We start from the raw sequence: 13082 nt of genomic DNA on the forward strand, positions 1-13082 counted from the left end.
ATGAAAATAACCAAGAATCTGTTGCAAGTCGGTGTGCTGGGGCTGTCGCTTTTGGCGGCCAGCGTCATGGCCGCCGTGCCTGCCGCCGAAGCCGACAAACTGGGCAAGAGCCTGACGCCGATGGGCGCCGAAATGGCCGGCAACGCCGATGGTTCGATTTCCGCCTGGAAACCCATGGCCAAGAACGCCGGCAGCGTCGACGGCAAAGGCTTCCTCTCCGACCCGTACGCCAGTGAGAAGCCGCTGTTCACCATCACCGCGCAGAACGTCGAGCAGTACAAGGCCAAGCTTGCGCCCGGCCAGTACGCGATGTTCAAGCGTTACCCCGAAACCTTCAAAATGCCGGTCTACCCGACCCATCGCGGCGCTACCGTGCCGGACGAAGTGTTTGCCTCCATCAAGAAAAACGCGGTCAACACCAAACTGGTCTCCGGCGGCAACGGTCTGGAGAATTTCGAGACGGCTGTGCCGTTCCCGATTCCCCAGAGTGGCGTCGAGGTGATCTGGAACCACATCACCCGCTATCGCGGCGGCAGCGTGACGCGCCTGGTGACCCAGGCCACGCCGCAGCCCAACGGCTCCTACAGCCTGGTGTACTTCCGTGACCAGTTCGTGTTCCGCGACAAGATGAAGGATTTCGATCCGGCCAACCCTGGCAACATCTTGTTCTACTTCAAGCAGCAAGTGACCGCTCCGGCGCGTCTGGCCGGCGGCGTGTTGCTCGTCCACGAAACACTCGACCAGGTGAAGGAACCGCGTTCGGCGTGGGTCTACAACGCCGGCCAGCGCCGTGTGCGTCGCGCCCCGCAAGTGTCCTATGACGGCCCAGGTACCGCCGCCGATGGCTTGCGTACCTCCGACAACCTGGACATGTACAACGGTGCGCCGGACCGCTACGACTGGAAACTTGAAGGCAAAAAAGAGCTGTATATCGCCTCCAACAGCCACAAGATCGATTCTCCGCAGCTCAAGTACGCGGACATCATCAAGGCCGGCCACATCAACCAGGACCTGACGCGCTACGAGCTGCGTCGTGTCTGGCACGTGACCGCGACCCTGAAGGAAGGCCAGCGCCACATCTACGCCAAGCGTGACTTCTACATCGACGAAGACACCTGGCAAGCCGCGGTCATCGACCACTACGACGGCCGTGGCCAACTGTGGCGCGTAGCCGAGGCCCATGCCGAGAACTACTACGACAAGCAAGTGCCGTGGTATGCCCTGGAAACCATCTACGACCTGCAGTCCGGTCGCTACCTGGCCTTGGGCATGAAGAACGAAGAAAAATCGGCCTATGACTTCGGCTTCACCGCCAGCACCGCCGACTTCACGCCTAACGCCCTGCGTCAGGACGGCATCCGCTAAACGCTCCACCCGAGGCCGCATCCTCGAAAAAACGCCCCGGCTGGTTCGGGGCGTTTTTTTTGCCTGAAAAAAGCTCCCTGGCCACCATAGCGGCCAACCGCTTGTAGCCTTTTTGTAGCCATTTGTAGCACTCCCTTCAATACCTCCTCGTTTACCGCTAGTCTGCGGACATCTGCAACGCCGCCACCCGCATTCCAACAAGAGCCGGCCATGACTGATTTGTCTTCACCTGCGGATTCTGCCCGCGCAGCCATCGCGGTACAGGACGGGCGTTTCTACCGCCCGCCCTTGCCCGACGGTCACGTCCCGCGGCCGCGGTTGTGCGAGCGTCTGAGCGCTGGGCTCGGCGGTCGCCTGCTGCTGGTGAGTGCACCGGCGGGGTTCGGCAAAAGCTCCCTGGCGGTGGAATTCTGCCAGAGCCTGCCGGCCCATTGGCGGAGTCTCTGGTTGGGGCTCAGTGCCCGGGACAACGATCCGGGCCGCTTCCTGGAGCGGCTGCTCGAAGGGCTCCAGGCCTTTTATGCGCAGTTGGGCGGACGGGCGTTGGGCCTGCTGAAGATGCGCCAGCGGCACCAGCCCTTTGCTTTCGAGGAGTGGCTCGACGGCTTGCTGGATGAACTGTCCAGCCACCTTTCCTCCCGCGCCCCGCTGTTGCTGGTACTCGACGATTACCACCTGGCCCAGAGCCCGGTGCTGGATCGTTGCTTGCAGTTTTTCCTCAATCACCTGCCCGAGGGCTTGCTGGTGCTGGTCACCAGCCGCCAGCGCCCGGACTGGCACCTGGCGCGCCTGCGCCTGTCGCGGCAATTGCTCGAACTCAACGAGCAGGACCTGCGCCTGACCCATGACGAAGCGTTGACCTTGCTCCAGCACCACAGCAGCTCGCTGCGTGGCGAGGCACTGGAGAGCCTGATCCAGCGCAGCGAAGGCTGGGTCGCCGGGCTGCGTTTCTGGCTGCTGGCCGCTTCCGAGGCCGGTAGCGAAGGCCGGCTGCCCCAGGCCCTGCATGGTGGTGAAGGGCTGATTCGCGATTATCTGCTCGAAGAAGTCATCGATTGCCTGCCCCCCGAGGTGCAGGCGTTTCTCTACGACACCGCGCCACAGGAGCGCTTTTGCAGCGAACTGTGCGATGCGGTGCGCGACGCCCATGACAGTCACGAAATTCTTCAGTACCTGGCCGCCCATCAGGTTTTTCTGGTGCCGCTGGACGAGCACGGCCACTGGTACCGCTACCACCACCTGTTTTCCGACCTGTTGCGCAGCCGCCCCAGCGCACCGGCCATGGTGCCGGCCGCGACTCTGCACTTGCGCGCCTGTCGCTGGTTCAACGCCCAGGGTCTCATCGACGAAGCCGTGGAGCAGGCGTTGCGTGCCGGGCACCTGGACGTGGCGGCGAACCTGGTGCAGAACCTTTCGGAAGAACAACTGCTGGCCGAGCAGAACGTCGGCATGTTGCTGCGCTGGAAAATGGACCTGCCTGACAGCCTGCTCATCAGCACTCCACGGCTGATCGTGCTCTACAGCTGGGCGTTGGGCCTGGCCAGCCAACTGGATGCGGCCGAGGAACTGGCCGCCCACTTGAGTCGCTTCCTGCCGGCGCCGTCGGCCACCGCGCAAAAATCCATGCTCGCCCAGTGGCTGGCCCTGAGCGGCATCGTCGCCCGCGGGCGTGGCGACCGGGAGGCCACACTGCGCTATTGCACCGAAGCCCTGGAAAGCCTGCCGCAGAAACGCTATGGCCAGCGCCTGATGTGCTTGTCCACCCTGTCGAACCTGGCGATTGCCGACGGTGACCTGTGGCGCGCCCGCGCGCTGAATCGTGACTCCCTCGAACTGGCGCAGCGGGTCGGCAATCCGTTGTTCGAGGCGCTGGCCCATTACGATCGTGCGCGAGTGTTGCAGGCGCGAGGGGAGATCCTGCGTGCGCTCGATGAAGTGAAGCAGGGGCTGCAGCGGCTGCATGGATTGTCGCCGCAACGGCTGTATGCGGTGCGCGCGCGATTGGTGCTGTACGAAGGTTTCCTGTTGACGCTGCGCATGCAGTCCCCGGCCGGACTGACGCGATTGCAGGCGGGGCTGACCGAAGCCCGGGCCTGCCGCGATATCAGCGTGTTGATCGGCCATTGCGTGATTGCCCGGGTCGAAGGCTATAACGGCGAATTCGCCCGGGCCTTCGCCGAGCTGGCCGAGGCCGAGCGCCTGATGCACATCTGGGATGTGCCACCGGTTTACTACCTGGCGATGATTACCCTGGTCAAATGCGAGCTCTGGCTGGCGCAGGGCCGTACCGAGCTGGCCGAAGCCTGGCTGGCGCGGCTGGGCCAGACCTACACCGGCGAGCGGGCCGCCGCGCCACCGGAATTCCACCCGCAGTTGCCGTTGCATGTCGAGCTGCAGCAGGCGTTGCTGGAATCCATAAAGGGCCAACCGATGCAGGCCGAGGGGCGCCTCGATGCCTTGCTTGAACACGCACAGCAAACCGGGCGGCAGATGCTCAGTGTGATGGTGCTCAACCAGAAGGTGGCCTTGCTGCTGCGCCTGGGCCGCGAGCCCGAGGCCCGCAGCACCCTGGCCCAGGCGTTCGATGCCTCCATCGGCGGCGTGTTGCAGCCTTTCGAATGGTTGTTGGGAGAGCATCGTGAATGGCTGCGCGAACAGTTGCTGCACGCGCCGCCCAGTGACGTGCGCCAGCACTTGCTCGAATGCTTGCCGTCGGCCGCGACGCCAGCGATCGAACCCTCGGTCCCGGTCGAAACCCTCAGCAGCCGCGAGAGGGCAGTGCTGCAACTGATCGCCCAGGGATGTTCCAATCAGGAAATAAGCGAGCAGTTGTTCATCTCGCTGCACACGGTAAAAACCCATGCCAGCCACATCAACAGCAAACTTGGCGTCGAACGCCGCACCCAGGCCGTAGCGCGGGCGAAGGCTTTGGGGTTGTTGGGCTGAGTTCTTTACTCCCGCTGGGCTGCGAAGCGACCCTAAGATCTGACAGCGCGGTGTGGCAAGCTATGAGTTGCTCCGCAACTCAGCGGGGATAAATCCCCTCGCCACAAAAGCCAATGAGCGTGAGCCAAGGAACCACTTGAATGCCGCCCCTTTACCAAACCATCCAATCCCCCGTAGGCGAGCTGATCCTTGTCGCCCGTGGCACCAAGCTGGCGGCCATCCTGTGGGAGAACGAGCGGCTCAATCGGGTGCGCCTCGGACCGTTGGAGCAGGACAGTGATCATCCGACCCTCAAGGAAACCGAGCGTCAACTGCTGGAATATTTTTCTGGCCAACGCCGCCGTTTCGAGCTTGAACTGGATTTCGCCGGCACCGACTTTCAGGTGCGGGTCTGGCAGGCTCTGCTGACTATCCCGTTCGGCGAAACCCGCAGCTATCGCGACATAGCCATCCAGATCGGCCAACCGACCGCGACGCGCGCGGTCGGTGCCGCCAACGGACGCAACCCGATCTCGATCATCGCGCCCTGCCATCGGGTCATCGGCACCTCCGGCAGCCTCACCGGTTTCGCCGGCGGCCTTGCCGCCAAACAGTTCCTGTTGAGCCTCGAAGGCCAACAGAGCCTGCAACTGGCGTTCTGAGCCCTGACCCTGCCCAATCCCTGTGGGAGCGAGCCTGCTCGAAAAAATAGCCGGTCAGCTCAAGGGCGACTTCGGCGCCAGCATGCGCGTGGGCGGCTTGCCGTTGGCGTTGTGCTGATAGATCTGCGCCGGTTGCCCCTGTTCGTTGAAAAACACCTGGCCGATCCCCGCCGAGTTCCACAGCCGTTCCCCGGCTTCGGCATGTTCCGGGACATGGGGGACGATGCGCATGCTGCGGCGCTTGGTGAACCAGTTCAAGGGCGAGCGTGGTGAATAGAGCCAGCGGTTCAGCCGATCGAACCATTCCAGCAGCGCCGGCGGGAACTCGTTCTTGATACCGCTGCTGGTGATCTGCCAGACACGTGGGCCGCCCTTGCGGTGCGGGATCAGCACCTCGTAGACGAAGGAATAATGCACATCGCCGGACAACACCACGTAGCTTCCCGGCGTGCGCGAGTGGCGGAAAATATTCAGGATCACCTGGGCCGCGCCACGGTGGGCCATCCAGTTCTCCGCATCCACCAACAGCGGGTAGCCGCACCAGCTGAACAGCCGCTGCACGGTCTCGATCAGCTTGACGCCAAAGATCGGCGCCGGCGAGACGATGATCGCCGAGGGATGGTCCAGCAGTTCCTGCTGCAGTTCGCTCAGGGCTTCCCAGTCCAGCAGGCCCGACGGCTGCTTGAGGCTATTCTCGCTGCGCCAGCGGCGGGTGCGGGTGTCGAGCACCACGAGCGCCGGCGTGCTCGGCAACACGTAATGCCATTGCTGGAAACCGAGCAGGGTGTCGATCAACGCATCCTGGGGCCCGCTGTCGATGTAGCGGTCCCGGGCGGTGTCGCTCAAGGCCACGGTCTGCTCGATCACTTCGCCAAAGGCATCCGGGTTGTTGCCCCAGCCCTGGCAGAGCAGATAGGCGATCAGCGCGTTGCCGATGATGCGTTTGGAGAAGGGATGGCCGTAGGCCGTTTCCTCCCATTGCGCGGACAGGTTCCAGTCATCGGTGATGTCGTGATCATCGAAAATCATCAGGCACGACAGATGGGCGAACACCCGTGCCACGCCATCCAGCCCGGTCTTGAATGCCTCGATGCGCTGTTGTTCGAGGTCGTAGCGCTGGCGCCGTTCGGCGGTCAATTCAGGCGGTTGCGGATTGATCAGCGTCCACGGTACGGACGACCACACCAGCAGATACATCGCCATGACCTCGGCGAAGGTCACCAGATGATTGTCGGCGCTGCTGCTGGTGAAGATCGGCTTGCGCGCCCCGCCGAAAAAACGTTCGCGCAGGGTTTTGTTGCTCTCAAGCGCCGGTAACAGATCCGCGCGGTGATAATAACTGGCCGGGTGTTGGTAGAGTTTGGCGCTGTCTTCCACCACCGCACCTTCCAGGCACTCCTCGAACAGGCCCAAGCGCTCGATCAGGGCATGAATCGCCCGCAACATCGGCCCGGCGACATCGTCGGCGTACACCTGGTCGCCGCTCATCATCAGCAAAGCCGGACGCTGCTCGGGCGACTGCGCCAACAAGCGGTCGACACAGAGCAGGCCGTCGTTGGCCGGGAAATGGGGTTTACGACAAGAGCCGTGGACCAGCTGTTCTATGCGCGAATGCAGCATGAAATTCGGACGCTTTGCGTCGCCGTACAACAGATGCGGCGCCCATTCGGCAATGGGGGCGCCGTCCACCAGCAGGTCGTAGTCAATCACCACGTCCTGGGACAGGGGCGTATCGAGTGTCACATCGATCAAATGCACAAACGCTCGTTGCCCCACCGGTACCACGGTGCAGCGCGACGCATCCAACGCCAAGTCGCCGACGCCGTCGATACTCAGCGTCAGCGTCAACGCTCGTGTCCCCACCAGCCACATCACCAGCCGCGTCGGCTCCAGTCGTCGCAAGAGCGGGCCGACAAGGACGGGGGGGAGGGTGATCGGGGTATCGGAAGGGGCCGGCAACATGCGTGGGAAAAGCTCTGCTTCGGAATAAAGCAGGGATCATAACGCATGCGTACGCGGGGAGGGGGCATGCGCGCCTGCGGCAATGGAGCATTGCTCCCTCACCACAGGGCGGTATGTTCAGCTCGGAATAATCAGCTCATCCCTAACCAGTTAGGCAGCGCGAGCGAGATCCACGGTACATAGGTAATCAGCACCAGGAACGCCAGCAGAATCATCAGCCACGGCATGGCCGCGCGGATGGTCGCCGTCAGCGACATGCCGGTCACCGCCGAGGTGACGAACAGATTCAAGCCCACCGGCGGCGTGATCAGGCCGATTTCCAGGTTCACCACCATGATGATGCCCAAGTGGATCGGGTCGATGCCCAGCTTCATGGCGATAGGGAACAGGATCGGCGCCAGAATCAGGATGATCGCCGACGGTTCCATGAACGCACCGGCAATCAGCAGCACGATGTTGACCACCAGCAGGAAGGTTACTGGCGTCAGCCCGGCCTCGATCACCCACGCAGTGATCTGCTGCGGCAGTTGCTCGGTGGTCAGCACGTGGGCGAAGAGCATGGCGTTGGCGATGATGAACATCAGCATGATGCTCAGCTTGGCCGACTCCAGCAGCACCTTGGGGGTTTCGCGGAACGTCAGGTCCTTGTAGACGAACAACGCAATAAACGCCGAATACACTGCCGCCACCGCCGCTGCTTCTGTCGGGGTGAACATCCCGGAATAGATCCCGCCGAGGATAATGACCATCAGCAGCAAGCCCCAAATGGCTTTGCGGGCTGTGGTCAGCCATTCGCGAAACGTGGCTCGGGGCATTGCCGGCAGGTTTTTCTTCACGGCGACGATGTAGATCGCCACCATCAACGCTGTGCCGAGCAACAGGCCTGGTATCACACCGGCCATGAACAGTTTGCCTACCGAGGTTTCGGTCGCGGCGGCATAGACCACCATGACGATCGACGGCGGAATCAGGATGCCCAGGGTCCCGGCGTTGCAGACGATACCGGCACCAAACGCCTGGGGATAACCTGAGCGCACCATGCCGGCGATGGCAATCGAACCCACCGCTGCCACCGTCGCGGGACTGGAACCGGACAGTGCGGCAAACAGCATGCACGCCAGCACTGCCGCAATCGCCAGGCCACCGCGGATGTGTCCGACGCAGGCGTTGGCAAAGTCGATCAACCGTCGCGCCACGCCACCCGTGGTCATGAACGCACCGGCCAGCAGGAAGAATGGAATCGCCAGTAGGGTGTAGTGCTCGGATGTCTCGAACAGCTTGATCGCCAGGGAGCGTACGGAGTCGGGGCTGAAGAAAATGATCGTCAGCGAACCGGCCAGCCCGAGGGAAATGGCGATAGGCACGCCAATGAACATCAGCACGAACAGCGCGAGGAAGAGGAAGGCAATGGTCATGGCTTGTCTTCCTCGATCTCGGTCAGTTTGATCGCTTCGGCCGCTTCATCGGCCAGCCCCAGGCCCGTCTGACGGTTCATCAGGATGCGCACCAGGATTTCCGCGAAACGGATAAACACCAGGGCGAATCCTACCGGCACGATCAACCCTACGTGCCATTGCATGATGCCGAAATGGCCGAGGTCTTCCGCGCCGATCTGGGCAATCATCAAGGTATTGATCCATTCGTAACTCGCCACGGCCAGCAACCCGGCGTAGGCCAGGCAGCACAGGCAGGCGATCACGCCGATAATGCGCTGCACCGGTTTGCTCGCCAGTTTCACCAACGCGTCGACGCCGATGTGGCCGGCCGTGCGCACGCCATACGACAGGCCAAAAAAAATCAGCCAGCCAAACAGCGCCTTGGTCAGCGCGCTGCTCCAGGTCATGGCCTGGGCCATGCCCATGATGCCGTCGCCAATGGCGAACATCGGTTCGCTGGCGGCTGGCCAGTTATCGCCAAGGCTGTAGAACACTGCATAAAGGTTGTTGAGGACCACGTAGACGAAAGTGACCAACGTCATGGCGGCCAGAAGGAAGGCAATGAAACCTTCCTCGAAATGTTCCCAGGTGCGCCGAAGGGCGTTCATGGATGGCATCTCCTGCAGGGAGGACGACAGGCCGGCGCTGCCACGGCGGCAGCGCCGACCAACCCATTACTGAGCCTTGTTGGAGGCTTCGGCGGCTTGGATCAGGTCAGCGCCGATGTCACCTTCGAACTTCTTCCAGACCGGTTTCATCTTGTCGCGCCATGCGTTGCGTTCTTCAGGCGTGAGGGTAATGATCTCGGTGGTCTTGGCGTCGAGGATGCGCTGCTTGTCGTTCTGGTTCAGTTGCGCCGCTTCCTTGTTCACATGGGCGGTGACTTCCACAAGGATCTTGTCCAGTTCGCTGCGTACGTCCGGCTGCAGGCCATTCCAGAACTTGGTGTTGGTGATCAGCATGTAGTCGAGCAAGCCATGGTTGGACTCGGTGATGTACTTCTGCACTTCATGCATTTTCTGGCTGTAGATGTTCGAGTAGGGGTTTTCCGCACCGTTGACCACGCCGGTCTGCAGGCCTTGGTACACCTCGGCGAAGCTCATCTTGCGTGGGTTGGCATTGACGGCCTTGAACTGTTCTTCCAGCACTGCCGATGCCTGTACGCGAAACTTCAGGCCGCGTGCGTCCTTGGGTTCGCGCAGGGGTTTGTTGGCAGAGAGTTGCTTCATGCCGTTGTGCCAATAGGCCAGGCCGGTGATGTTCTTGCTTTCCATGGACTTGAGCAGTTTCTGACCTTCAGGGCTCAGTTGGAAACGGTCCACGGCAGAGATGTCATCAAACAGGAACGGCAGGTCGAACAACTGCACCGTCTTGGTGTATTGCTCGAACTTGGCGAGCGATGGCGCGATCATTTGCACGTCACCCAGGAGCAGGGCTTCCATTTCCTTGCCATCGCCGAATAACGACGAGTTGGGGTACACCTCGACCTTCACTTTGCCCGGCAATCGCTCTTCCACCAACTTTTTGAAGAGCAACGCGCCTTGGCCTTTGGGGGTTTGTTCGGCCACCACGTGCGAGAATTTGATAACCACCGGATCAGCCGCCATGGCGCTGCTCAACGCGCTGAGGGCCAGTGTGCAGACGAGTGCTTTCCACATAGGTTTAAACATAGGGGTTCCTTTTATTTTTAGTTTTTCGCGTGCGGGCTCATTCAAAACACGACGCACGGTGGGACACTTGCAAGTCTAGGCAGAAAAACAGCTTGCCGGGGCATTGTGACATCAAGTGCAGGGCTTTACTGCGTCTTGTTGGATGCTTCGGCGGCTTTGATCAGCTCCGGGCCGATATCCTTTTCGAACTTCGCCCATACCGGTTTCATTTTCTCTCGCCAGGCATTCCGCTCTTGCGGCGTGAGGGTCATGATCTCGGTGGTCTTGGCATCCAGGACGTGCTGTTTGTCCAGCTGGTTGAATCGCTCCGCTTCCTTGTTGGCATGAGCGGTGGATTCGACCACGATCTTTTCCAGCTCACCGCGGATATCCGGCGGCAGGCCGTTCCAGAAATCCGATGTGGTGATCAGCATGTAGTCGAGGATGCCGTGGTTGGACTCGGTAACGTATTTCTGTACCTCATGCAGTTTCTGATTGTAGAAATTCGAATAGGTATTTTCCGTGCCATTGACCAGCCCCGTTCGCAAGCCCTGATACACCACCGAAAAAATCATCGGCTGGCCTTTGGCGCTCACCGCCTTGAACTGTTCCTCCAGCACCGCGGAAGTCTGCACGCGGAAGACCAGGCCGCGCGCATCTTCGGGCGTGCGCAGGGGTTTGTTCGCCGACAGCTGCTTCATGCCGTTGTGCCAATAGGCCAGGCCGGTGACGTTCTTGCTCTCCATGGACTTGAGCAGCAGCTGGCCCTCGGGGCTCTGTTGGAAACGGTCCACCGCGGCAATGTCATCGAACAGGAACGGCAAGTCGAACAACTGCACCTTGCGGGTGTACTGCTCGAACTTGGCCAGTGACCGCGCGATGATCTGCACGTCTCCCAGCAGCAACGCTTCCATTTCCTTGTCGTCGCCATACAGTGTGGAGTTGGGATACACCTCCACCGTGACCTTGCCCGGCAACCGCTCCTCCACCAGCTTCTTGAACATCAGGGCGCCCTGGCCCTTGGGCGTCTGTTCGCCCACCACATGGGAAAACCTGATCACGATGGGGTCGGCTGCGTAGGCGCTGCCCAGTGCGCTGAAAACCAGGGTGCAGATGAGCGCTTTCCATAAGGGGTTGAGCATTTGCGTTTATTCCTTTTGCATTACCGCTTGGCATGCGCACTGATTCGAAAATGAATCAATGCAAGTCTAGGAGAAAAAACGCTGGTGAAAAGAAAACCGAGCAAATGGGGGGCTCTTGTCATCTGCTAGGCTAGGCCCCTCAGGATCAGAAATCTCAGGAGAGGCAGGATGTTCACGTTCGACAAGTTGTGGAAAAGTCATCCGGAAATATTCGGCGATGCCGCCCCCTGCCGAACCAATGGCTCGAAGAACTTCAGCGACCAATGCGCAATCAACCTCGGCGTCGCCCTGCGGCGCGCAGGTGTCGACATGGGCCAGCTCAGAGGTGTGCGTCATTGTTGGCAACACCCCAAGAGCGAAGGGCACATACTGGCTGCCGAAGAACTGGCCAAAGCCTTGAGTCGAGCCAGGATTCCCGGCTTGCAAGGCATGAAAATCGTCAAGAGCGAGGACTTCGAGAGCAGCCTTGAAGGGCAGCAAGGCATTATTTTTTTCAAGGATTTCTGGCGCCGTGCGAATGAAACCCCTGCCAACCGCAGTGGTGACCATATCGATCTGTGGAATGGCCGTCGACTGACAGATTGGTTGAGTTACCCACGGATACAAATGGGCTTCTCCATCGAAGGTACATTCTCCGATTACCATGAGTCCAAGGACATCTGGTTCTGGAAGGTCATATGAACGTGATCAAGGGCGTCCTGTTTGTCTTATTGTTCGTCGCGTTGGCCGTGGGTGCCTTCAATCTGTTTTTCATACTGATCGGAAGCTACTTTGGACCGTTATACGAAAGCGAGGCGGACCAGAGCCGCAACTTCGCGATCTGGCTGTTTGGAAACATCGGGGTGGCGATCACGGCGGTAGTGGTGGGCATCATCTGGCGTCGACGGCGCAGGAGCAGGATCTGACCGAGTCGTACACGTTATTCGCGCGTCTTTTTATTTCATGGATTTGACAATGATCGACTTCAACAACAAAGGCTTCTTCAAGCTCAAGCAAAACAACGAATACGCCGAACGCGTCTCGGATCTGTTGCTGGACGGTGAACAGGTGATCGACGCCTACAAGTCGATGCGTGATGGCGTGGTGTTCACCAACAAACGCATCATCGCGGTAAACGTGCAGGGCATTACCGGCAGCAAGAAGGATTTCACCTCGCTGCCCTACAAGAATATCGTTGCGTACTCGGTGGAAACCTCCGGCACCTTCGACCTGGATTCCGAACTGGAGATTTATTTTTCGTCCTTGGGCAAGGTGAAGTTCGAATTCACCGGCAAGACCGGCATCGTCGAAATCTCCAAGGTCATTTCCAGGCATCTTTTGGTCTGAGTCGATACAAGCGCACCCCGGCAGCGTAAGTCCCGCTGGAGCTCAAGGCTCCAGCGCCGGTCCCTTCAACTCGATCTGGTTGCCATCCGGGTCCAAGCAATAGATCGACCAGCCTTGCCCCTCCGCGCCATAGCGCATCTGTGCCTTCTCGACATCCAGCCCGGCTGCCCCCAGATGAGCGAGCAGGGCTTGTTCGTCAAACGGTTCGACGCGCAGGCAGAAGTGATCGACGTTGTGCCCCTGCCTGCCCGACGCCGCGCCACCCTGACGGCCGAGCGGTCCTTCGACATCCACCAGATCGATCATCGACGCCCCGGCGCCGAGGTGGACCAACCCCAGATCGTCCCGCCGCTTCTTCAGTTCGCAACCGAGCACCGAGGTGTAGAAGGCGAGGCTGCGCTCGATGTTCGTCACGCGCAGTACGACGTGGTCGATGCGCTCGATGGTGAAATTTTTCATACCGGTCTCCACAAGGCGGGCACAAATGGGCCACGTCACTGTAGCCAGAATTTCCCAAGGGAAACGAGCTGATCATCAGGTCGTGGTATGACGACATTTCAAGTCGTCATCTTTTCAAAAATAGAGCTGATCCGAAAAACCTCATATTTAGCTGAT

12 protein-coding genes are annotated in these 13082 nt (G+C 60.4%); 6 read left to right on the top strand and 6 right to left on the bottom strand.

The features are described from left to right. The 3 genes from J3P94_RS05520 to J3P94_RS05530 all read left to right on the top strand — a co-directional run bounded on the left by J3P94_RS05520 (position 1) and on the right by J3P94_RS05530 (position 4952). Entirely contained in the window at positions 1–1365 is a 1365-nt protein-coding gene (locus tag J3P94_RS05520) for a DUF1329 domain-containing protein (RefSeq protein ID WP_434571896.1), read from the top strand. Between the two features lie 210 nt (positions 1366–1575). Next, positions 1576–4311 carry a LuxR C-terminal-related transcriptional regulator gene (locus J3P94_RS05525; RefSeq protein WP_434571898.1) on the top strand — a complete coding sequence of 912 codons (2736 nt, stop codon included), beginning with the start codon at positions 1576–1578 and terminating at the stop codon, positions 4309–4311. Between the two features lie 140 nt (positions 4312–4451). Continuing rightward, positions 4452–4952, top strand: coding sequence for a methylated-DNA--[protein]-cysteine S-methyltransferase (locus J3P94_RS05530; protein ID WP_434571899.1), 501 nt, complete (start codon positions 4452–4454; stop codon positions 4950–4952). A 54-nt stretch (positions 4953–5006) separates the two neighbouring features. On the opposite strand, the gene J3P94_RS05535 is transcribed toward J3P94_RS05530, so the two are convergent. From J3P94_RS05535 to J3P94_RS05555, 5 genes are all read right to left on the bottom strand, one after another. After that, entirely contained in the window at positions 5007–6914 is a 1908-nt protein-coding gene (locus tag J3P94_RS05535; RefSeq protein ID WP_434571901.1) for an alkaline phosphatase D family protein, read from the bottom strand. Between the two features lie 131 nt (positions 6915–7045). Further along, complete coding sequence (gene dctM, locus J3P94_RS05540) at positions 7046–8329, bottom strand: C4-dicarboxylate TRAP transporter large permease protein DctM (RefSeq protein WP_434571903.1); 1284 nt, start codon at positions 8327–8329, stop codon at positions 7046–7048. After that, on the bottom strand, positions 8326–8958 hold the full coding sequence (locus J3P94_RS05545; protein ID WP_434571904.1) for a TRAP transporter small permease: 633 nt from the start codon (positions 8956–8958) through the stop codon (positions 8326–8328). Before J3P94_RS05545 ends, dctM begins: the two co-directional genes overlap by 4 nt. Positions 8959–9024: 66 nt before the next feature. Beyond that, complete coding sequence (gene dctP, locus J3P94_RS05550; protein WP_434571906.1) at positions 9025–10020, bottom strand: C4-dicarboxylate TRAP substrate-binding protein DctP; 996 nt, start codon at positions 10018–10020, stop codon at positions 9025–9027. A 125-nt stretch (positions 10021–10145) separates the two neighbouring features. Continuing rightward, positions 10146–11141 carry a TRAP transporter substrate-binding protein gene (locus tag J3P94_RS05555; protein WP_434571908.1) on the bottom strand — a complete coding sequence of 332 codons (996 nt, stop codon included), beginning with the start codon at positions 11139–11141 and terminating at the stop codon, positions 10146–10148. 168 nt (positions 11142–11309) lie between these two features. Here J3P94_RS05555 and J3P94_RS05560 point away from each other — a divergent pair, with 168 nt between their 5' ends. From J3P94_RS05560 to J3P94_RS05570, 3 genes are read left to right on the top strand one after another with little or no spacing between them, the layout of a single operon-like run. After that, positions 11310–11822 carry a type VI secretion system amidase effector protein Tae4 gene (locus J3P94_RS05560; RefSeq protein ID WP_434571910.1) on the top strand — a complete coding sequence of 171 codons (513 nt, stop codon included), beginning with the start codon at positions 11310–11312 and terminating at the stop codon, positions 11820–11822. Next, complete coding sequence (locus J3P94_RS05565; RefSeq protein ID WP_434571912.1) at positions 11819–12046, top strand: hypothetical protein; 228 nt, start codon at positions 11819–11821, stop codon at positions 12044–12046. The genes J3P94_RS05560 and J3P94_RS05565 overlap by 4 nt, the downstream gene beginning before the upstream one ends. Before the next feature lie 49 nt (positions 12047–12095). Next, positions 12096–12467, top strand: a complete 372-nt coding sequence (locus J3P94_RS05570) for a PH domain-containing protein (RefSeq protein WP_305498907.1) — start codon at positions 12096–12098, stop codon at positions 12465–12467. A 42-nt stretch (positions 12468–12509) separates the two neighbouring features. On the opposite strand, the gene J3P94_RS05575 is transcribed toward J3P94_RS05570, so the two are convergent. Continuing rightward, a complete protein-coding gene (locus tag J3P94_RS05575) occupies positions 12510–12926 on the bottom strand; it encodes a VOC family protein (RefSeq protein WP_434571914.1) in 417 nt (138 codons plus the stop codon). Positions 12927–13082 lie beyond the last annotated feature (156 nt).

This window comes from Pseudomonas sp. Z3-8 (genome assembly GCF_051131975.1).
Lineage (GTDB): Bacteria > Pseudomonadota > Gammaproteobacteria > Pseudomonadales > Pseudomonadaceae > Aquipseudomonas.

Bases quoted from the DNA above. Each gene is read 5' to 3' on its own strand.
- J3P94_RS05520 (WP_434571896.1), top strand. From the start codon at position 1: ATGAAAATAACCAAGAATCTGTTGCAAGTCGGTGTGCTGGGGCTGTCG.
- J3P94_RS05525 (WP_434571898.1), top strand. From the start codon at position 1,576: ATGACTGATTTGTCTTCACCTGCGGATTCTGCCCGCGCAGCCATCGCG.
- J3P94_RS05530 (WP_434571899.1), top strand. From the start codon at position 4,452: ATGCCGCCCCTTTACCAAACCATCCAATCCCCCGTAGGCGAGCTGATC.
- J3P94_RS05535 (WP_434571901.1), bottom strand. From the start codon at position 6,914: ATGTTGCCGGCCCCTTCCGATACCCCGATCACCCTCCCCCCCGTCCTT.
- dctM (WP_434571903.1), bottom strand. From the start codon at position 8,329: ATGACCATTGCCTTCCTCTTCCTCGCGCTGTTCGTGCTGATGTTCATT.
- J3P94_RS05545 (WP_434571904.1), bottom strand. From the start codon at position 8,958: ATGAACGCCCTTCGGCGCACCTGGGAACATTTCGAGGAAGGTTTCATT.
- dctP (WP_434571906.1), bottom strand. From the start codon at position 10,020: ATGTTTAAACCTATGTGGAAAGCACTCGTCTGCACACTGGCCCTCAGC.
- J3P94_RS05555 (WP_434571908.1), bottom strand. From the start codon at position 11,141: ATGCTCAACCCCTTATGGAAAGCGCTCATCTGCACCCTGGTTTTCAGC.
- J3P94_RS05560 (WP_434571910.1), top strand. From the start codon at position 11,310: ATGTTCACGTTCGACAAGTTGTGGAAAAGTCATCCGGAAATATTCGGC.
- J3P94_RS05565 (WP_434571912.1), top strand. From the start codon at position 11,819: ATGAACGTGATCAAGGGCGTCCTGTTTGTCTTATTGTTCGTCGCGTTG.
- J3P94_RS05570 (WP_305498907.1), top strand. From the start codon at position 12,096: ATGATCGACTTCAACAACAAAGGCTTCTTCAAGCTCAAGCAAAACAAC.
- J3P94_RS05575 (WP_434571914.1), bottom strand. From the start codon at position 12,926: ATGAAAAATTTCACCATCGAGCGCATCGACCACGTCGTACTGCGCGTG.